The organism is Brachybacterium sp. GCM10030267, assembly GCF_042666875.1.
Taxonomy (GTDB): domain Bacteria; phylum Actinomycetota; class Actinomycetes; order Actinomycetales; family Dermabacteraceae; genus Brachybacterium.
Genome location: NZ_JBHTCX010000017.1, coordinates 220,037 through 240,138 on the forward strand (window position 1 = coordinate 220,037; position 20,102 = coordinate 240,138).

14 protein-coding genes are annotated in these 20,102 nt (G+C 73.7%); 8 read left to right on the forward strand and 6 right to left on the reverse strand.

From position 1 onward, the window contains the following. Nucleotides 1-44: 44 nt before the first annotated feature. Together ACFQS2_RS15565 and ACFQS2_RS15570 are read left to right on the forward strand one after the other, a co-directional pair. Nucleotides 45-1,625, forward strand: a complete 1,581-nt coding sequence (locus tag ACFQS2_RS15565; protein ID WP_377794352.1) for a zinc-dependent metalloprotease — start codon at nucleotides 45-47, stop codon at nucleotides 1,623-1,625. Further along, complete coding sequence (locus ACFQS2_RS15570; RefSeq protein WP_377794353.1) at nucleotides 1,615-2,208, forward strand: NUDIX hydrolase; 594 nt, start codon at nucleotides 1,615-1,617, stop codon at nucleotides 2,206-2,208. Before ACFQS2_RS15565 ends, ACFQS2_RS15570 begins: the two co-directional genes overlap by 11 nt. Here ACFQS2_RS15570 and ACFQS2_RS15575 read toward each other — a convergent pair. Continuing rightward, a complete protein-coding gene (locus tag ACFQS2_RS15575; RefSeq protein WP_377794354.1) occupies nucleotides 2,196-2,792 on the reverse strand; it encodes a SprT-like domain-containing protein in 597 nt (198 codons plus the stop codon). The two genes, ACFQS2_RS15570 and ACFQS2_RS15575, sit on opposite strands and share 13 nt — an antisense overlap. Nucleotides 2,793-3,383: 591 nt before the next feature. Between ACFQS2_RS15575 and ACFQS2_RS15580 the strand changes: the two genes are divergently transcribed. After that, nucleotides 3,384-3,542: a DUF5679 domain-containing protein gene (locus ACFQS2_RS15580; protein ID WP_209901997.1), complete on the forward strand. Its 159-nt coding sequence runs from the start codon at nucleotides 3,384-3,386 to the stop codon at nucleotides 3,540-3,542. 98 nt (nucleotides 3,543-3,640) lie between these two features. Here ACFQS2_RS15580 and ACFQS2_RS15585 read toward each other — a convergent pair whose 3' ends face one another. From ACFQS2_RS15585 to nudC, 3 genes are all read right to left on the reverse strand, one after another. Then, nucleotides 3,641-3,946 (reverse strand): WhiB family transcriptional regulator, encoded by a 306-nt coding sequence (locus tag ACFQS2_RS15585; RefSeq protein ID WP_377019082.1) that lies wholly within the window; start codon nucleotides 3,944-3,946, stop codon nucleotides 3,641-3,643. Nucleotides 3,947-4,372: 426 nt separating this feature from the next. After that, a complete protein-coding gene (locus ACFQS2_RS15590) occupies nucleotides 4,373-6,532 on the reverse strand; it encodes an ATP-dependent DNA helicase UvrD2 (protein WP_377794355.1) in 2,160 nt (719 codons plus the stop codon). Nucleotides 6,533-6,591: 59 nt separating this feature from the next. Beyond that, nucleotides 6,592-7,509: an NAD(+) diphosphatase gene (nudC, locus tag ACFQS2_RS15595; protein WP_377019080.1), complete on the reverse strand. Its 918-nt coding sequence runs from the start codon at nucleotides 7,507-7,509 to the stop codon at nucleotides 6,592-6,594. A 49-nt stretch (nucleotides 7,510-7,558) separates the two neighbouring features. Between nudC and ACFQS2_RS15600 the strand changes: the two genes are divergently transcribed. Then, nucleotides 7,559-8,521: a phosphotransferase gene (locus tag ACFQS2_RS15600; RefSeq protein WP_377019078.1), complete on the forward strand. Its 963-nt coding sequence runs from the start codon at nucleotides 7,559-7,561 to the stop codon at nucleotides 8,519-8,521. A gap of 70 nt (nucleotides 8,522-8,591) precedes the next feature. Here the strand turns inward: ACFQS2_RS15600 and ACFQS2_RS15605 are convergent, their stop codons facing one another. Together ACFQS2_RS15605 and ACFQS2_RS15610 are read right to left on the reverse strand one after the other, a co-directional pair. Beyond that, a complete protein-coding gene (locus ACFQS2_RS15605; RefSeq protein ID WP_377794356.1) occupies nucleotides 8,592-12,110 on the reverse strand; it encodes an ATP-dependent helicase in 3,519 nt (1,172 codons plus the stop codon). Beyond that, nucleotides 12,107-15,394 (reverse strand): PD-(D/E)XK nuclease family protein, encoded by a 3,288-nt coding sequence (locus ACFQS2_RS15610; RefSeq protein ID WP_377019076.1) that lies wholly within the window; start codon nucleotides 15,392-15,394, stop codon nucleotides 12,107-12,109. Before ACFQS2_RS15610 ends, ACFQS2_RS15605 begins: the two co-directional genes overlap by 4 nt. 113 nt (nucleotides 15,395-15,507) lie before the next feature. Between ACFQS2_RS15610 and ACFQS2_RS15615 the strand changes: the two genes are divergently transcribed. From ACFQS2_RS15615 to ACFQS2_RS15630, 4 genes are all read left to right on the forward strand, one after another. Then, nucleotides 15,508-16,179: a TetR/AcrR family transcriptional regulator gene (locus ACFQS2_RS15615; RefSeq protein WP_377019074.1), complete on the forward strand. Its 672-nt coding sequence runs from the start codon at nucleotides 15,508-15,510 to the stop codon at nucleotides 16,177-16,179. 56 nt (nucleotides 16,180-16,235) lie between these two features. Beyond that, nucleotides 16,236-16,457: a DUF3107 domain-containing protein gene (locus ACFQS2_RS15620; RefSeq protein ID WP_377019073.1), complete on the forward strand. Its 222-nt coding sequence runs from the start codon at nucleotides 16,236-16,238 to the stop codon at nucleotides 16,455-16,457. A 6-nt stretch (nucleotides 16,458-16,463) separates the two neighbouring features. Further along, the gene (locus ACFQS2_RS15625; protein WP_377019072.1) at nucleotides 16,464-18,194 is read left to right on the forward strand and encodes a metallophosphoesterase; all 1,731 of its coding nucleotides are present in this window, start codon (nucleotides 16,464-16,466) and stop codon (nucleotides 18,192-18,194) included. A 78-nt stretch (nucleotides 18,195-18,272) separates the two neighbouring features. Then, the gene (locus ACFQS2_RS15630) at nucleotides 18,273-20,042 is read left to right on the forward strand and encodes a DEAD/DEAH box helicase (protein ID WP_377794357.1); all 1,770 of its coding nucleotides are present in this window, start codon (nucleotides 18,273-18,275) and stop codon (nucleotides 20,040-20,042) included. The last annotated feature ends 60 nt before the right edge of the window (nucleotides 20,043-20,102 follow it).

The window sequence follows — 20,102 nt, forward strand, 5'->3', positions numbered from 1 at the left end:
CCGCGGTCGATACGCTGGACCTTCACGGACTGCTGGAGGTGGCCATGAGCGACGAGCCGAGCCCGGGAGGACCCGGGGACATGGACGAGGAGGCGCTGAAGCGCTTCTTGAAGGAGACGTTCGGGGACGCCCTGCCCGAGGGTGCCCTGGACGGACTGGACCTCTCGGCGCTGGCCGAGCAGGCGCAGCTGCCGCAGGATCCGGCCCAGCTGCGGGCGGCGGCCGCCCAGATGCAGCACCTGTTCGCCGCCCAGGGAGACAATCCCGTGAACTGGGACATGGCCGAGGACATCGCGCGCCGCACCGCCGCGGGCATGGCCGGCATCCCCGGCACGCCGGAGCCCGCCGGCACGCCCGGCGACCCGAACCCCAGCGAGTCGCAGATCGAGGACCTGCGCCAGGCGGCGCAGGTGGCGCGGCTCTGGCTGGATCCGGTGATCGCGATCGACGTGCCCGCCCATGAGCTCGGCGTGTTCAGCCGCGGCACCTGGCTGCACCGCACCCTGCCGCACTGGAAGACCATCGTCGAGCCCGTCGCGAAGTACATGGCCGGCGCCATCGGCGAGGCGATCGCCTCCCAGATGGGCCAGGACGGGGAGCTCGGCGGGCTGGGCGAGGCCGGGATGCCGATGCCGGGTGACCCGGCCGCGATGATGGAGCGGATCGGCGGGACCATGTTCGGCGTGCAGTTCGGTCACGCCATCGGGTCCCTGGCCCGGGAGGTCTCCGGCACCACGGACCTCTCGCTGCCGCTCGGCCGCGAGGGCGAACCGGCCCTGGTCGCCAACAACGTCGAGGACCTCATCACCGCGCACGGCCTGGACGCAGGGGCCGCCCGGATCTTCCTGGCCGCCCGCGAGCTGGCCCACACCGCACTGTTCGACGCGGCGCCCTGGCTGGGCAAGGCACTGTTCTCGGCGATCGACGACTACGCGCGCGGGATCACCCTGGATCTCGACGCCCTCGACGAGATGGTGCGCGGACTGGATCTCTCGGACCCGGAGGCGCTGCAGGCCCGCCGCCCCGAGGAGATGTTCGTCTTCACCCGCCGGGCCTCCCAGGAGCGGGCCCTGGAGGAGCTCGCCACCACCCTCGCCCTGATCGAGGCCTGGGTCGACCACGTCACCACGCGCGCCCTCGAGGGCAAGCTGCCCGAGCTCGAGGCCATGCGCGAGGTGCTGCGTCGGCGCCGGGCCGCGGGCGCTCCGGCCGAGCAGATGCTCTCGCGCACCATCGGCATCGAGCTGCGTCCCCGCCGCGTGCGCGAGGCGCTCGCCTGGTGGGACAGCGTGCTGGCGACCGAGGGCGAGCAGGCCCGCGAGAGCAAGTGGGAGCACCCCGACCTGCTGCCGACCGCCGAGGTGCTCTCCGGGCGTCCGCAGGCGCCGCAGCCGGCCGCGGAGGACGAGGCCGAGGCCCTGGCCGACGTGGACATCCCCGCCGACTTCGACGCGGAGCTGGAGCGCCTGCTCTCGGACGTCCGCGGCAGCGGTGAGGCGGCGGGCACCGACGGCACTGCCCCGCAGGACGACGCCGGGGAGGTCGACCGGGAGGACGACGGCAGCGGCGGCGACGGCGAGTCCGGCGACAGCGGGACGGACCCGGGCCGGCCCGATGCCCGCTGAGAGCGCTCGCACCGAGCTCGGTCTCGCCCGCGAGGCCGTCTCCGGTCCGGAGGTCGCCGAGGACTACCTCGCACTGCTGGGGTCCGAGCCGCGGGCGCTGTACCGCGACGGCGGACCCCGCCACCTCACGGCGAGCGCCGTGGTGATCGACGCCCCCGCCGAGCACGTCGCACTGGTGTGGCACCGCAAGGGACGATTCTGGGTCCAGCCGGGCGGCCACCTCGAGCAGGGCGAGTCGAGCTTCGAGCTGGCCGCCCGCCGTGAGGTCGCCGAGGAGATCGGCCTGACCGTTCTCGAGCGCGTCGGTGCGGGGCCGGCCATGCTGCACCGTCACCGGCTCGATGCGGCCTTCGGCGCCTGCAGCGAGCACTGGGACGTGCAGTACCTGCTGCGCGCCCCGGCCCCGGCATCCGAGCTGCCGCTGACCGCGAGCCAGGAATCGCCCGAGGTCACCTGGGCCCCGTGGCCGCTCGTGGGCGAGGGGTCGCAGCGCTCGAGCGCCGCCCTGCCCGAGGGCACCGTCACCGACCTGCCCGGCACCCTCGACGGCCTGGCCCCGTTCGTGGCGCGCTACGCCGTCTGATCCGAGCGGCCCGGGGCCTCGTCGACGTCGCCGCCGACGGGCAGGTTCTGGGCCCAGGAGACGCCGTCGAGGAAGCCCTGGGCCTTCTCCGCCTGCGGATAGCGGTTCATCAGCGCACGGAACTCCGGGCCGTGCCCCGGGACCAGCAGGTGGACCAGCTCGTGCATGAGCACCGAGCGCACCACGAAATCCGGCATCCCCTCAAGGTTGTGCGACAGGCGGATCGTGGCATCAGCGGGGGTGCATGACCCCCAGCGCTGGTTCTGACGTGTGGACCAGGTCACCGAACGGGGCCGGGCACGGCCGTCGAGATAAGCCTCACTGAGCTCCTCGGCCATCGCCGCCAGGGACGCGTCGCTGCGGCGCGCCGGGGCGGAGCGGGCCTCCTTGCGGCTCAGCTGGTCGACCATCTTGCGAACCCAGTCGCGCTCCTGACGACGGCTGAACGACGCCGGGATCGCGATCACCAGGTCCCCGTCGCGGCGCGTGATCGAGACGGTGCGGCGCCGGCGCTGCGAGCGCCGCACCAGCACCCGCTCCCCGCGCGGTCCGGTGACGTGCTCGTGCTGGACCAGATCGTTCATGGGCACCAAGCCTGGCACGTCCGGTGACCAAAAGACTTCGTCCACACCTGTGCGCCGTGGAAGTGCTCGTCACAGCGTCGTGACCGCGGTGGACGGACCGTCCTCCACACTGGCCGCACCGCCACGGCACGGATGTCCACAGGCCCTGGCGAGTTGTCCACAGCCGGTCCCCCGGACTCCTTTGACCCGCCCGGTGCGCAGGGGCTAGGTTTCCCTGCACGTGGGACCCCGGGATAACTAGCAGGACGCACACGGGGAAGGTGCGCGTGGTGCTGAGCGCCCCCGGGGCCCCACGGCCCTCCAGGCCATCCTCACCTGCGTCCGGGCCTTACGATGTCGGCTCGTCGCGCGCACTTCCTCGGCTCCGCGGAGCCCCTTGAACCCGAAGCGCGCGACGGGCCGACCCGGCCGGCGAGGTCCTCCGGATCGTCGTCCGGAGCGGTGACGAACCCGTCCCGGGCCTGCGCCGCCCCCCCTGCTCGGTTCGTGCGGCCCCCTCGCCCCCGTTACAGTGGATCGATCCCGGCCTCGCGGCATCCGCGGCGCGTCCGGGGAACCGAACACCACCGACGATTCTTACGAGGAGCGGATATGGCCGACGAGACCTATGCCGGAGAGTTCTACTGCGTGAAGTGCCGCGAGAAGCGGGAGGCCGAGGGCGACGTCGTCGTCTCCAACGGTCGTCGTATGGCCAAGGCCGTGTGCCCCGAGTGCGGCACCAAGCTGAACCGGATCCTCGGCAAGGCCTGATACGGACCGGCCGGTTCGACCCGGCGCACGACGAGGGGCGAGGCACCGCAGCGGTGCCTCGCCCCTCGTGCGTCCGGGAACGTCGGTCAGGACGCCGTTCAGGCGGCGTCCTCGCTCCGGTCCGGCTCGCGGTTCTTGCGGGGCCGCCCGCGGCCGCGCTTGACCGCGATGATGCGGCCGGACTCGAAGATGGCGCCGCCCCACACGCCCCAGGGCTCAGCGCGCTCCAGGGCGCCCTCACGGCACTCCTGGATCAGCGGGCAGTCGGCACACAGGGCCTTGGCCCGCTCGAGGTCGGCGGGCCGCTCCGAGAAGAACAGGTCAGCGGCGTCGGCGTCGTGGCACGGCAGCATGTGCGCCGCCGTGGTGACAGGGCTGGGGAAAGTGGTGAAAAGAGAAGTCATCGTCTCGCTGCTTCGAAGATCGTCGGGGACGAGCCCGTGAGGGCGAAGGTGCGGCGGCGGTGCCGCACCGTGCAGCGAGAAGTGGTCTCGTCAGCTGGAAGCGGTCACCGTCGGGGCGAAGGCCCGTTCGCGTGGCAGAAGGGTGGGCGCGCCGATGTGGCCGCCGTACTCCGCGAGATTCCTGGTATCGATCACGGATCACACCCCCTTTCTGCTGCGCGTTCCCCGGTGTCCCGGGTCACGATGCGGACGATTGACGATGATGAGTCTACACACGGCCCGGCGATCGCACATCTATTTTTTGACCTGCACTTTCGCGCGCTCGGGCCCGGGTCGAGGCGCCGGCCGGACTGATTCTCGCGGCCTCCCCCGCTCAGGATCCCGTCCCGCTCCAGGACTCCTCCCGCCGGACGGGGACCGTCCGTCTCACGACGTCTCTGGCGACTTCTCGGCATCGCCCGTCTCGGCGGCCAGCAGCTCGAGGAGCTCGCCGCCGAAGGCCTCGACCTTGGCGGGGCCCACGCCCGGCACCTCCAGCAGCTCCGCCCGGGTGCGCGGCCGCCGCTCGGCGATCGCCTCCAGGGCCGCATCGGTGAGGACGGTGTACGCCGGGGCGCCGCTGCCGCGGGTCCTCTCCCGCCGCCAAGCCCGCAGAGTCTCGATCAGCGTGTGAGCGGCCGTGGCCGGGCAGCCCTGGTGGCGGCCGATCCGCTGCTCGCGGGGGCTGACCAGTCCCTGCCCGCACACACGGCACTCCGCGTAGACGGTGGCGCCGCGCCGTCCCGTGCGCCGGGGACCGGCGCCGGGAGCCGTGCTCGGGGCGTCGGGATGCTCGAGGACCCCGTCGAGGAAGCGGGAGGGCTTGCGGGACCCGCGGGCCCCCGGGGTGCGTGCGGCGGACCAGCTCACGGTGAGCAGGTCCCGGGCCCGCGTGAGGGCGACGTAGAACAGTCGCCGCTCCTCCTCGATCTCGGCGGCGGTGCGGGCCATGGAGATCGGCAGCAGGCCGTCGCTGGCGCCGACCACGTGGACCACCGGCCACTCCAGACCTTTGGCGGCGTGCACGGAGGCGAGCGTGACGCCGTCGACGACGGGGGCGGACTGGGCCTCGGCGCGCTCCTCGAGCTCGCGGACCACATCGGCCATGGTCGCCCCGGGACGGGAGGTGATGGTGTCGGCGAGGGAGACGAGCGCGTTCAGGGAGTCCCAGCGGTCCCGGACAGCGCCCGTGGTCTCGGGGGCCTTCTGCGACCAGCCCTGCTGGGAGAGGACGTCGCGCACGGCGCGGGCGGGGTCGAGCTGCTCGACGCGGGTGGCCGCGCGCAGGGCCACCATGGCCCGCCGCACCTCCTGGCGCTCGAAGAACCGGTCCCCGCCCCGCACCAGATAGCCGATGCCGCGAGCGGTCAGCGCCTGCTCGAAGGCCTCGGACTGGCTGTTGGTGCGGAACAGGATCGCGACGTCGGCCGCCGGGCGGCCCTCGGCGACCAGGGCCGCGATGCGGTCGGCGACGCCGTCGGCCTCGGCGGGATCATCGGCGAAGGACTCCACCACCGGGGGCGGGCCCGCCTCCCGCTGGGAGACCAGGGTGAGGCGGCTGTCCCGCGTGCGGCCCCGGGCGCCGTCCAGCACGGTGTTGGCCATCCGCACGATCTGCGGGGTGGAGCGGTAGTTGCGCTCGAGCCGGATGGTGCGGGCGCGCTTGAACTCCCGGGGGAAGTCGAGCAGGTACGAGGCGCGGGCCCCGGCGAAGGTGTAGATGGTCTGGGCGGCGTCGCCCACCACGCAGACGTCGTCGCCCGAACCCAGCCAGAGACGCAGCAAGGTGTGCTGGAGAGCGGAGACGTCCTGGTACTCGTCGACCACGTAGTGGCGGTACTGGCTGCGCACCTCGCGGGCGACGTCGGCGCGCTCGGTGAGGAAACCGACCATGTGCAGCAGCACGTCCTCGAAATCGATGACGCCGCGCTCCTTCTTGACCTCCTCGTACTGGGTGAGGATGCGCGCGATGGAGCGGGAGTCGAAGCCGGAGACCCCGGGGCGCTTGGCCGCGGTGGCGGCCTCCGGATAGGACTCGGGGGTGAGCATCGAGACCCGGGACCATTCCACCTCGGCGACGATGTCGCGCAGGGCGGCGCGGTCCACGCTCATGTGCAGCCGCTGGCAGGCCTCGCCCACCCCCGGGAACTTGTTGGGCATGATCTCCGGCATCCCTCCGCCGACCACGCGCGGCCAGAAGTGGCGCAGCTGACGCAGAGCGGCCGCGTGGAACGTGCGGGCCTGGACGGCCGGGACCCCGAGATCTCGCAGCCTCGAGCGCATCTCGGCGGCGGCCTTCGCGGTGAACGTCACCGCCAGCACGTGGCGGGGATCGAGCTGACCGGTCGCGACGCCGTAGGCGATGCGGTGCGTGATCGCTCGGGTCTTGCCGGTGCCCGCACCGGCAAGCACGCACAGCGGGGTGCCGAAGCTGCGCGCGACCTCCTGCTGCTCCGGGTCCAGCGCCGCCAGGATGCTCTCGGCATCGGGCGGCGGGGCGGGAGCCGAGGGCGTCTCGTGCGCTGCGGACTGGGGTGGGTGGGTCATCACCACTCATCCTGCCAGCGGGAGCCGACGGATCGCGGCCCGGTGTGGACGGTGGTGCCTCACACCTCGGCCGGGGCCCCGTACCAGTCGTCGATCAGGGCTCGGCCCAGGGAGGCCTGACCGGGAAGCTCGACCTCGCCGGCCTCGAGCGCGGCGGCCAGCTCCTGACGCGTGAACCAGCGGGCCTCGGCGATCTCGTCCTCCTGCAGGGTGAGCTCGACCGAGCCGGGCACCCAGGCCCGGAATCCCAGCATCAGCGACCGCGGGAACGGCCACGGCTGGCTGCCGACGTACTCGACCTCCTCGACCCTGACGCCGACCTCCTCGGCCACCTCGCGCGCCACCGCATCCTCGAGGCTCTCCCCCGGTTCGACGAAACCGGCCAGCACCGAGTGGAACCGGCCGCGGAAGTTCACGTTGCGCGCCAGCAGCAGCCTGTCGGCGCTGTCCCGCACGGCCATGATCACCGCGGCGTCGGTGCGCGGGAAGTGCTCGGTGCCGTCCTCGCGACAGCGCAGCACCCAGCCGCCGGTCTCGGCCTCGAGCAGCTCGCCGCACAGCGGGCAGTGCCGCATGGAGCGGTGCCAGGCGCCCATGGCGACGGCGGTCAGGGCGAGGCCGGCGTCCTCCGCCTCGAGCTGCTCCGCGACGCGCCGCAGGTCACGCAGATCACGGCCGGGGTCGTCGAGCTCGGGGCTGGGCTCGGGGATCTCGACGGCGAGGACCCGCATGCCGTCTCGACGGCCCAGCAGCACGAGCGGCTGGCGGGCACCGCCGCGGGGGTCCTCGGTCTCCAGCGCGATGGCCAGGGTGCCGTCCTCCTGCTCGTGCACGGCCGCGGCGCCGCCGCGGGTGACGAGGTAGCGGGCGTCCTCGCCGGGAGCCACCATCGCCGGGTCGATCCGACTGGCCGCCTCCCGGTCCGTCGCGAGCAGGGTCAAGGGGGTGTGCAGAGAGGGGCCGCGGAGCTTCGCCATACCCTCGAGCCTACGCGGCGTCCAGGGGTGGGCCGGGTACGGTGGAAGGGTGCATCGCAACTCCTATTCCTTGGCTGCTCTCGCCGCGGCGGCGGTCCCCGGCCTGGTCCCGGCGCGGACCACGGCGATCGCGACCCCGGCTGAGGATCTGGACGTCGCCGGGGTGGTCGGCGACGACGACCGGCGCGTCATGGTCCTCTCCCCCGCCTCGACGTCGGCGGGGATCCGTCTCGAGCGCGACCTGAAGGTCACCGACGCGCTCTCGGGGACCTCGCTGCGCGGTGTGATCCCGCCGGTGCTCGGTTTCGTGAAGCTCTCCGAAGGTGGCCGGGCGGCCGTCACCGAAGCTCCCGTCGGGCGCCCGCTGATGCTCGAGGATCTGCACCGGTCCGCAGAGCTCGCGCGGTCGCTGGGCCGGATCCTCGCTCGCATCCACACGGTCCCGCGGTACGCCGCCGAGGCGGCGGGGGTGGAGTCCTTCACGCCGGAGGTCCTCCACGCCGAGCACGTCACCCGGGTGCGCACGGCCAAGGAGGGCGGGCATCTGCCGGCAGCCGTCGCCCAGCGCTGGGAGGCGCTGCTGGAGGACACCGAGCTGTGGGACTTCTCCCCGCAGTTCATCCATGGCGACCTCTCCGAGGAGAGCCTGTTCCTGACCGGTGACCGGGTCAGCGCGGTGCGCGACTGGTCCTCCTCCAAAGTGGCCGATGCCGCCACCGATCTGGCCTGGCTGATCTCCTCGCTGGACCCGGACCGCTTCGACGACCTGTACTCCGCGTACCGCGAGGAGCTGCCGACCTCGACGCATCCGCGGCTGATGGAGCGCGCTCAGGCGCTCGGCGAGTTCGCCGTCGCCGAATGGCTGGCGCACGGCCTGGAGACCGGCGACGAGACGATCGTGGCCGACGCCCGCGGCATGATCGCCGACCTCGATGCCGATCTGGCGCAGATCGCGCGGGACGAGGCCGAGCGGGCCTATGAGGAGATGAACCCCCGCCAGGACGAGGCCTGAGCGACTCCTCACCGGGTGCCGCCCGCGCAGTCCGCGGCTGGTGGACGGGCTCGCCCGCCGGCGAGCGCGGTCAGTCGCCGGTGAGCATCTGGGCGATCCGGGCGCGCGAGGGATGGCGACGCACCTCGTGCGTGACACCGTCGGCCACGAAGTGGAAGGCCGTGCGGATACGCCCCAACGGGATCCCGGTTCGCTCGTGCCAGGCGATGCGGTACACGGACAGCTGCAGGGAGCGCTCGCGCAGCTGAGCCGGTCGTGGCAGCCGTCCGGTCTTCCAGTCCACGATGATCACGCCCCGGGCGTCATCGGGATCGGGGAAGACCGCATCGATCACGCCGCGCACGGTGATCTCCCCGACCCTGGTGGTCACCGGCTGCTCGACGGCGAGCGGGGTGCGGCCTGCCCATTCGGAGGCGGCGAAGGCTTCTCGCAGGGCGAGCTCCTCGGCCCGGGACCCGGATCGCCCGTCCGGGGCATCGTCGGAGCCGCTCGGGCCCGGGACGTCCGAGCTCTCGGCGACGTCCCCGACGTCGGCCAGATCCGCCAGGTCCTCGTAGTCCAGCAGGGTCGCGCTGTCGTAGCGGGACTCCAGCCAGGCGTGGAACGCGGTGCCGCGGGCCGCAGCGGCCGAGGGCCGCCGGGGCAGCGGCCGCAGCAGGTCGATCGCGGCGCCGTGGGGGTCCCGCGCCTGGTGGACCACCTGCGAGGCCGACAATCGCGGCGGGGAGTGGACGACCGGGGGCGCGGCCTGCTGCTCGAGATCCGCGACGGCCCGACGCACGATCTCCGCGAGGTGCGGGTCGGCCAGCGCGGCGAGATCCGGCCCGGGACCGGCGGTGCCTGCGCTCGGCCCTGCGCTGGGCGAGACGCCGGTCCCTGCGGGAGCCTGCGTGGCGGAGCCGGCCTCCTCATCGCCTGTGCCGGTCGCCGCCTCGAGCAGCTCGGCGGCGCGCCGACGGGCCAGCTCCGCCTCACCGGGAGCGGGCGGCCACTGGGCCTGCGGCCGTTCGGTCTCCATCGGGTTGTGCTCGGGGACCTCCTGCACGGTGCGCAGCTGCGGCGGAACCAGATTCGCGACCTCGATCAGGTAGCGCGAGCGGGGCCGGGCGGTGGCGAGCCCGGCGCGCCAGGCCGCCGAGGTCAGCAGCAGCCTGCGGCGGGCACGGGTGACCGCGACGTACATCAGCCGCCGGTCCTCGCGCAGGGACTCCTCACCCTGCGCGAACCGGTACTCCTCGATCAGGGACTCGGCATCGACCTGCGTGTCGGCCTCCGCCCAGGCCAGTTCGGGCAGGGTGTCCGCGTCCCCGCGCAGCGCGGTGGGCACGGACGCGGAGGCGAGCTTGTCGAGCCACCCGTTGGCGGGGACCCGCACCCGGCCGGCCTCGTCGACCTTCGCGCGTCGCAGGTCGTAGGAGGGCACGCTGCCCTCGGTGAGCCCGGCCACGGCGACCAGGTCCCATTCCAGTCCTTTCGCGGAGTGCATGGTCACGATCTCGACGGGCTCCGCCCCGTCATCGCCCTCGGACGCAGCGGCCTGGGCATGCTCGGGGGCGGCGTTCACGGCGAGCCCGGCCTCCTCGTCCTCGCTGATCTCCAGCAGGTCGAGGTAGGCGCCGAGGCCGCCTCGGGGAGCGGTGCGGTCGAAGGCGGCGGCGTGATCCCGCAGGGCTTCGAGGTCGGCGAGGGCACCCGAGGCGGGGTCGCGCTCCTGCAGCGCCAGATCCACCTCGAGCACGCGCACGGCGGCGGTGACCAGGTCCGGCAGGGGCAGGGGCAGCAGCCGGCGCATCTCGCGCAGCAGCTGCTGGACCTGCTCGAGCCGGGCCCTGCCCGTGGCTGTCAGGGAGCGCCCCGAGGGATCGCTCCAGTCCGCCGGCGGGAGGTCGTCGACCGCGTCGATGAGGGAGACGGACTCGGCCTCGTCCTCCCCGCCCGGGGTATCGGCATCCCGGCGCAGGCGAGAGGCCAGCCGGTCCCGCCATCGACCCAGCACGGCGAGGTCCCGGGCCCCCACCCGGAACCGAGGGCCGGACAGCAGCCGCATCAGGGCATCACCGCGGCCGGGGTCGTGCGCGCATTGCAGCACGGCGCGCACGTCGGCCACCTCGGGGCGATGCAGCAGGCCGCCGAGCCCGACCACCCGGACCGGGAGTCCCTTCTCCTCGAGTCCTTCGACCAGGGCGGGGATCTGGCGGCGGGCACGGACCAGCACGGCGGCCGAGGCCTGCTCGTCCTCGGCCTCGGCGCGACGGGCGAGGACCCAGTCGGCGATGGCCCGGGCCTCGGCGCGCTCGTCGGAGGCCTCGATGATCTCGGCGCCGCCCTCCCCCGCCCCGGGCCGGGCCGCCAGCTCGGGGATCCTCAGCCCGGCGGCTCCGCTGCGCAGGGGGGCGGCCAGCGTATTGGCCACGGCCAGGACGGCCTCGTCGTTGCGCCAGGAGGTGGACAGGGTGCGCTGCAGGACGGGCTGCTCGTCCGTGGCGAAGGCCTCGGCGAAGCCGGCCAGGGACGCGGCCGAGGCGCCGCGCCACCCGTAGATCGCCTGCTGGGGATCGCCGACGGCGCAGGCGGCGTGCCCCGGCCCGAAGAGGTCGGTGAGCATCTGCAGCTGGGCGACCGAGGTGTCCTGGAACTCGTCCAGCAGCACCACCCGGTGCATGCGCCGGGCGAGCCGGCCCGCGGCGGGAACCTCGCGCGCCACCCGGGCGGCGAGGGAGACCTGGTCGGCGAAGTCGAGGGCGGCGGACTCGGCGCGGACCCGGGCGAAGCGTTCGAGCAGCGGGATCAGGGCGAGCCGGGACTCGAGCGCGGACAGGACCGAGGCGACGGCCTTGGGTGTGGTGCGGCGACGTCCCTCGACCTGCAGCGGGATCCCGGCGAGGTGGTCGCGGATCGTGCTGAGGTGCTCCTGCAGCTGCTCGGAGCTCACCAGGTGGTCGGCGAGCGAGGAGGTCAGCGACAGCAGCGCCGCGGTCAGGGTCGCCGGGGACGCCTCGAGGTCCAGGCTGTCGTCCCAGGACTCGACGATGGAGTGGGCCAGCTGCCACGAGGCCGAGGTGGACATCATGGTCAGCTCGGGGTCGATGCCGACGGCCAGGGCATGCTCGCGCACCAGCTCGAGGGCGAACCCGTTGTAGGTGCCGACGGTGGGGCGCTGGCCCACCAGGTCGTCGTGGCCGCGCTCGAGCCCGGCCGGCAGCGTCAGCCCCTCCTCGCGCATCGCGGTGGCCAGGGTGCCCAGGCGCGCCGAGATCCGGGCGGAGAGCTCGTGGGCGGCCTTGCGGGTGAAGGTGAGGCCGAGAACCTGGCGAGGCTCGACGATGCCGTTGGCGATCAGCCACACGACCCGGGAGGCCATCGTCTCCGTCTTGCCGGAGCCGGCCCCGGCGACCACCAGCATCGGGGTGAGCGGAGCCTCGATGACGGCGGTCTGCTCGGCGGTCGGCGTGGGCTGGCCGAGCAGGTCGGCCAGCCGCTGCGCCGACAGTGCCGGCGGGGCTGCCGCGGCTGGCAGGGCTGACCGGGTCGAGGGGTCCGACGGGCCGTGCCCCGGAGCCCGGGTCGGGCGGGAGGCGGACGAGCTCATAGCTGCTGTCCTTCCGGCTGCAGGGGGCAGCTGCTGCGCACGGCGCAGTGGGCGCAGTGGGCGTTCAGCCGGGCGGTGACCTGCGAACCGGACACCTCCGTCGCGACCGTCTCCACCAGGTCGTCGAACCACGCGGGATCCTCGGCCCGCGGCAGCGCGTTCTGGGTGCGCACCGCGGCCTTCTTCCCTCCGGTGCCGACGTAGACCAGCTGGGCCCCGCCCAGCCGTTCGGGGGCGTCCTCGCCGAGCTGCTCGGCCAGGGCGCCCTCGCGCACGGCTGCCTGGTACGCGGCCAGCTGCAGGTCGCTCTCGGCCGCGGCGGCGGATTTGGGATTCCTGCCGGTCTTGAGATCGACGACCCGCAGTCCGGTCGCGTCGCCCTCGATGCGATCGATGCTGCCGCGCAGCCGCACCCTGCCCAGCTCCACCTCGAAGGGGGCCTCGACGGCCAGCGGGGCGGGGGCGCTGCGCAGGTGCTCGGCGAGCAGCCGGGCGGCGTCCTCGGCGTGGCGGATGCGGCGGCGCCCGGACCAGGTCTCGGTGCCGGGCACCGAGCGCAGCAGCGCGTGCAGCTCGCGCAGGAGGTCCTCGGTGCCGTTCTCGGGGCCGCGGGGATGGACCTGGGCCAGATGGTGCAGTGCGGTCCCGATCAGCTGTGCGGGCCCACCGGCGCGGGTGCCGCCGGAGCGCTCCATGAGCCAGGACTGGGGGCAGTCGACGGCGCGCTCGAGCGCCGAGGGCGACAGGGCGATGGGGGCGCCGGGATCGTGCAGGGGCTCGGTGGTGCTGGGCTCCTGGTGGTACCAGCGCGCCGGGTCCGTGCCAGGGGCGCCGGCGCGGCCGAGGGCCGCCAGTGCGATCGCGGCATCCCGCGCCCGCTGCGGGTCGTCCTCGTGCAGACGGCGGCGCAGGGCGGCGACGAGCCGGCGGGCATCGGGCGCGGGGCCGGGGTCCTGCCGCAGGGTGTCCAGCTGCGTCCAGGGCTCACCGGGCAGCGTCTCGACGGCTTCGACCAGCGCCGACGGGGCCAGCTGATCGTCCTCGACCGCAGTGACCAGCACTCGGGTGCGGGCACGGGCGACGGCGCTGACGGCAAGACGCAGTTCGTCGGCGACCACCTGGGAGCGCTGGATGGCGCGCAGCGATTCGGGGTCCTCGAGGCCGGTGGGGATCCCGGCACCGGCCTCCGTCCCCGCATCGGCGCCGGCACCGGCCAGCAGCGAGAGCTCCGCAGCACCGAACAGGGTCGAGCGCAGGCGCAGGTCCGGCCAGGCTCCTTCCTGGACGCGGGCGAGGACGACCGTGTCCCGGTGCTCACCGGCGAGCTGGGCGGGTGTGAGCACGCTCAGCCGTCCCCGCGGGGCGGCGGCCGGGGCGAGGGTGTCCTCGACCACGGCCTGGGAGCGGATCTGCTCGACGAGATCGAGTGCGCCGGCGCCGGGACGGCGATCGGTCAGACGCTCCGCGGCGGCGAACAGCTCCAGCAGGGCGTCGAGCCGGGATCCGGCCAGGCGGGAGCGGGCACCGTCGACGTCGCCGGGGGCGCCGAGGGCGGCGCGGCGCCAGCCTGCGGCCAGCCCGGAGGCATCCCAGGCGTGCCAGATCACCTGCTCGGCGTCGGCGTCGCGGTGCTCGCGGACGGCGCGGATCATCGCCCGCACGCGGTGGACCGGGGCGGCGGCCCGGTCCCGGGCATCCGGGGCGGGCAGGCCCGGGACCTCGTCCTCGGTGAGGGCGCGGGCCAGCAGCTGCTCGCTGGCCACCTCCTGCCCGGTCCCGGCGGCGCGGTGCGCAGCCAGCAGCAGCCGGCGGATACGGCGCAGACGCAGCGTGTCGGCGTCGCCGAAGGGACCGCGCAGCAGGCGATCGGCCACGAGGGGATCCGGCACGGTCCCCTCCGGGGCGAGCCCGGTCTCGAGGATCGTGAGCAGGTCGGCGATGGCCGGGACGTCGCGCAGCGGCTGGGGGCGGCGCGGCGTGCGCACCGGCAGGCCGGTGCGCGAGAGCAGATCCGCGACGTCGGCGACGGCGGCCCCGGAACGGCACACGACGGCCATGTCGTCGTAGGGGATCTGCTCGCGGTGGTGGAGATCGCGCAGGGCGGAGCCGATCAGTCGAGCCTCGTCCAGCGGGTCGCTCGCCCGCAGCACCGCGATCCCCGTGGTGCCTGCGGTGCCTGCGGTGCCTGCGGACCGAGCGTCGGAGGACGGGCCTGCGGGCGCCTCGGGAGCGCGAGCGAGGGACACGGCATCGGGCCGCGGGCGACGGGAGGCCGCCGGGGCACCGGCCAGCGGGAGCCGGCCGCGCAGTGCGTCGACTCCCGTGACGATCCGCTCCGACGCCCCGTGGGACCGGCGCAGGGTGACCTCGGTCACCGGGCGGCGGAGGAGCCCGCGTATGCGGTCGGCAGCATCGGGCAGGGCGCCCCGGAACGTGTCCACCGCCGCGTCCGGGCAGCTGCACACCAGCACCGGCGCCCCCGCCCCCGCCAGGGCCGCGACCAGGGAGATCCCGGCCGTGGTCAGATCCTGCGCGTCATCGATCACGACGGCCCGGAAGGGCGCGGGCGTCCGCGGGTCCTCCAGCAGGCGGGCAGCGCGCCGGACCAGGCCGCCGGCGTCGAGCCGCGGCCCCGCGTCCAGGGCGGCCGAGGACTCGAGATCGAGGACCCCGAGATAGTCGCGCAGGATCGCCGCGGCGTCCCGCCAGGCCGGGCGGTCCCGTCGGCGGCCCAGCTCCTCGAGGTCCGACGGGGCCAGGCCCAGCTCGGTCGCTCGCGTGATCAGGTCTCTCAGCTCGGTGCGGAAGCCCGGCAGAGCGCGCGCCCCCGGATCGGCGTCCAGATACCAGGATTCCCGGTCCGCGATCAGCTCGGCCAGCAGGGCGTCCTGCTCTGCGCCCGTGACCAGGGTCGGCTCCCCCAGCCCCCGCTCGAGCGCGTCGGAGCGCAGGATCGCGTGGGCCAGGGCCGGCGGGGTCATGGCTCGCACCTCGCCGGCGCCGCCGGCGCCGAGAGCGTCGCGCAGATGGCCGGCGGCGAGGCGGCGCGGGGCGAGCAGCAGCGCGCCGTCCCCGCGTGCGGCCGCGGCAGCCAGGGCGAGAGCACTGCGCCCGCTGGCCGGTCCGCCGTGGACGATCACGTCATCGCCCGCGGTGAACGCGTCCAGTGCCCGGCGCTGATCCCCGTCGAGCTCCTCACGGTCACGCAGCGGCGGCAGCGACCCGAGATCCGGCCCGAGCAGACGGATGCCCTCGCCCGTGGTCGCTCCTGCTCGCCTCGCCATGGCCCTATTGGACCGCACCGGGCCGACACCTGTCGGGGGCCGACCGTGCCCGCCGGGACGGTAGAGTGTCACGGATCACCGCGGATCAGCCACACCCTCCGGAGGTCGACGCCATGTCTTCGCCGTCCAAGGCGCCCACGGTCCGGATGCCTCGCGCGCAGCGGCGCTCCCAGCTGCTCGAGCTCGCCACCCGTGTCTTCACCGAGAAGGGCTTCCAGGCGACGTCGATGGACGACATCGCCGCCGCGGCGGGCGTGACCAAACCGGTCCTCTATCAGCACTTCGACTCGAAGGAGACGCTGTACGTCGAGGTCATCGACATCCTCGCCGGGCGGATGCTGGACGAGGTCCGGGCGATCGGGGACCACGCGGGCGGCACGGCGGCCCGGGTGCGTCACGGTCTCGGGCGCTTCTACCAGTTCGTGTCCCTGGAGAACGCCCTGCGCCTGTTCACCGGCCACGAGTCGATCTCCCCACGGGTCCAGGAGCGCGTGGACCTGGTGCTGGACGAGATGGCGATCGAGCTCGCCGGGGTGCTGACCGCTGCACGCCGCTTGAGCACGGTCCAGGCACGGGTGGTGGGCCGGGGGTTCATCGCCATCGCCCAGACCACCGCCCTGCTGCTCCATGCCGCCGCCGACGAGGCCGAGCGGGAGGAGGTTCTCGAGACGATGACCGCGGCGATGGTGCACGGACTCACCGGATTCGAGCCGCTGGAGCACCCGCAGGTCGCCGGGCCCGTGCTGGCGGGGGACGGGAGCGCACGCCCCGGTTCCGAGCGGTAGACTTCCGGCGCACAGCATCGGACATCCGCCCCCGAGGCGGAGGGAAGGATTTCGACATGGAGATCCGCATCGGCATCCAGCACTCCCCCCGCGAGATCGTCGTCGAGTCCGGGGAGAAGGCCGACGAGGTCCTCGAGCGCCTCAACGCCGCCGTCACCGACGGCACCCCCGTCACGCTGGTCGACGACAAGGGCCGCACGGTGCTGATCCCCGGTGCGAAGCTCGCTTTCGCGGAGCTCTCCACGGAGGAGCCCCGCCGCGTCGGCTTCCTCGGCTGACCCACCGTGGCCGCCGCCCACGAGGACTCGCCGGGCGAGTCCTCGACGGATCCGGATGCCGCGGCCGCGCACGAGGACTCGTCGGCCACCGCTGCGGACGCGCCCCCGGAGGACTCCGCGGCCGGGCGTCGCCGGCGCAGACGGCGCAGCATCCGTCTCCTGCATCTGAGCACCACGGTGCTGGTCGCCGCCCTGGGGGCGGTCGTCGGCATCCTGCTGACCCCCGCGACCCGGGTCGACGTCGGCCCGCTGACCGCGACGGTCCACCTGCGTCCCTCGTTCGCCTCCGAGACCGTCCTGCTGCTGCCCCCGGTCGGCGAGATCGCCTTCGACACGCACGTCGCCCCGGTCAGCATCGAGGCCCGCGTGCAGGGCGTGGACATCGACAAGGCCGAGGCGCTGTTCTACTCCGACCAGGGCCTGAGCGACCTGACCCGGACGGCACCCGAGGCGCTCACTGCCGCCGCCGCCACGAATGCGGCCCTGAACGCGCTCTGCGGGGCCGCAGGGGCCGGCCTGGCCGTCGGCCTCACGTTCCGCCGGGTACGACGCTCGCTGATCGCCGCCGGCGGAGTGGTCGCCGTGGTCGGGGTCTCGGTGGCCGCCACGTCGGTGACGTTCAGGCCCGAGTCGCTGTACCAGCCGAAGTTCGAGGGACTGCTGTCCCAGGCCAGCTACGTCGCCGACATCGGCCAGGGCAAGGTCGTGGACTACGAGAACTACCGCGACACGCTCGCCGAGTTCGTGGGGCAGGTCTCCGCTCTCTACATCGCGGCGGACTCCCTGCCCGTGGGGATGGACGCCGAGAACGTCATGACCGTGCTGCACGTCTCGGACATCCACGACAATCCCCAGGCGTACGACGTCATCGAGCAGCTGGAATCCCAGTTCGCGATCGATCTGGTCATCGACACCGGCGACATCATCTCCTGGGGGACGTCGCTGGAGAACGAGCTGCTCAGCTCGATCGGCGACCTGGATGTGCCCTACGTCTACATCGCCGGCAACCACGACGGGGCGAGCACCGCCGCCGTGATCGCCGACCAGCCCAATGCGACCGTGCTGGAGAACGAGGTCACCGAGGTGGCCGGGCTGCAGATCGCCGGAATCGGCGATCCCCGCTTCGCGGCCGACGACGACTCGGACGCCGGCGGATGGCGTGAGGGGAAGGAAGCCGTCGCGGCCAGCGGGTTCCAGCTCGGCGAGACCATCACCGACTACGACCGGGAGCACCCCGAGGACCCGGTCGATCTCGCCCTGATCCATGACCCCACCCAGCCGGAGGGCCTGCTCGGCCGGGTGCCGCTGGTGCTGTCCGGCCACATGCACACCTCGAACGTCGAGCTGGACGTCGAGAGCTCGGGCACGAACTGGCTGACGGTCGGCTCCACCGGCGGGGCGCTCGCCTCCGGCGGGATCGCCCCGGTGCTGCAGGGTGACGACCCTCTCGATCTCACCGCCCGGATGCTCTATTTCGACAAGGAGACCGGGGATCTGGTCGCCTACGACGACATCGTGATGGGCGGGATGGGCCTGGTCTCGGTGTCGATCCAGCGCTCCCAGATGCCCGCCGAGCAGCCTGAGCTACGGATTCCCGAGGAGGACCGGACGCCGGAGGCGCCCGTCCCCTCCGAGCAGGAGGTCGAGCCGGGCGAAGGGCTGCCGGACGAGGAACGCGTCACTCCCACGGATCCCAGCAGCCCGCTGCCTGCCTCCAGCGACGGCGGCGCCGGCTGAATCGGGGCACTCCCCCGGCGCCCCGCGGGCATGGGGGCTACCATGGCAGTGCACATCCATGACTTAGAGAGTTGAACGGTGCCTGAAACCATCCCGCACACCGATGAGGCCGTGTCGGCCTCCCCCGCCGTCGAGCAGAGCTCCGGCAACGCTGCTGACCAGACGACCGACCAGACCGGTCGGACCAGCGCGCCCGAACAGACCTTCGCGGACTTCGACGTCCGCTCCGACATCATCGATGCCCTCGCCGCCAAGGGCATCGTCACTCCGTTCCCGATCCAGTCGATGACTCTGCCGGTCGCCCTGCGCGGCCGCGACATCATCGGCCAGGCCAAGACGGGCACCGGTAAGACGCTCGGCTTCGGCATCCCCCTGCTGCAGGCAGCGGTCGCACCCGGTGAGGACAACCCCGACGGGCGCCCCGTCGGGAAGCCGCAGGCCCTCGTCGTGCTGCCCACCCGTGAGCTCGCGGTGCAGGTCGCCGCGGACCTCGAGGCGGCCTCGGCGAAGCGTCCGGTGCGCATCCTGACCGTGTACGGCGGTCGCGCCTACGAGCCGCAGATCGAGGCCCTCGAGCGCGGCGTCGAGGTGGTCGTCGGGACCCCCGGCCGCCTCCTGGACCTGCTGCGTCAGAAGTACCTGGACCTGTCCCAGGTGCGCACCGCGGTGCTGGACGAGGCCGACGAGATGCTGGACCTCGGCTTCCTCGAGGACATCGAGAAGCTGCTGCAGGCGGTGCCGACCACACGCCAGACCATGCTGTTCTCCGCGACGATGCCCGGGCCGATCATGGCTCTCGCCCGCCGCTTCATGAGCCAGCCGACGCACATCCGTGCGCAGGATCCCGGCGACGAGGCGCGCACCAAGGCCGACATCAAGCAGGTCGTCTACCGCGCCCACCAGCTCGACAAGATCGAGGTGATGGCGCGCATCCTGCAGGCCCGCGAGCGTGGGCTGACGATCATCTTCATGCGCACCAAGCGCCAGGCGGACCGGGTGGCCGGCGATCTCGCCGACCGCGGCTTCGCCGCCGCCCCGCTGCACGGCGACCTGGGCCAGGGTGCCCGCGAGCAGGCCCTGCGCGCCTTCCGTCACGGCAAGATCGACGTGCTGGTCGCGACCGACGTCGCCGCCCGCGGCATCGACGTCACCGATGTCACCCACGTCGTGAACTGGAACTGCCCCGACGACGACAAGACCTACCTCCACCGCACCGGCCGCACCGGCCGCGCGGGCAAGAAGGGCACCGCGGTGACCTTCGTGGACTGGGAGGATCTGGCCCGGTGGGCGCTGATCGCCCGCCAGCTCGGCCTGGAGTCGACGGAGGCCGTGGAGACGTATTCCACCTCGGAGCACCTCTACGCCGAGCTCGACATCCCCTCCGACGCCAAGGGCTCGCTGCCCCGTGACAAGCGCACCCGCGACGGCCTGGACGCCGAGGCGATCGAGGATCTCGGCGGCCCGGACTCCGGCTCCCGCGGGCCGCGGGACAGCGGACGCGGCGGAGGCCGCGGCGGTCGTGACAGCGGCGGCCGTGGTGGCCGTGACAGCGGCGGTCGCAGCGGCTCAGGACGCGGCGGTGAGCGCCGCGAGCAGTCCTCGAGCGAGGACGGGAAGACGGAAGGCTCCGGCGACCGCTCGCGCCGCAACCGGTCGCGCTCGCGCACCCGCCGGGTCAACGGCGAGGTCGTCGCCGAGAGCAGCTCGGGCCCGGCCGGAGGCCGCGAGGGCTCCGACGCCGCGGGGTCCAGCGAACGTCCCCGCCGTCGCCGCTCCCGTGGCGGCCGCGGCCGCAGCGGCGGCAGTGGTGGCAACGGCGGCGGCTCCTCCGCCCCCGCCGAGGGCTGAGCGCGCCGAGAGCTGAGCATCGAGAATGCCCGCGACCCGAGTGATATCCGGGTCGCGGGC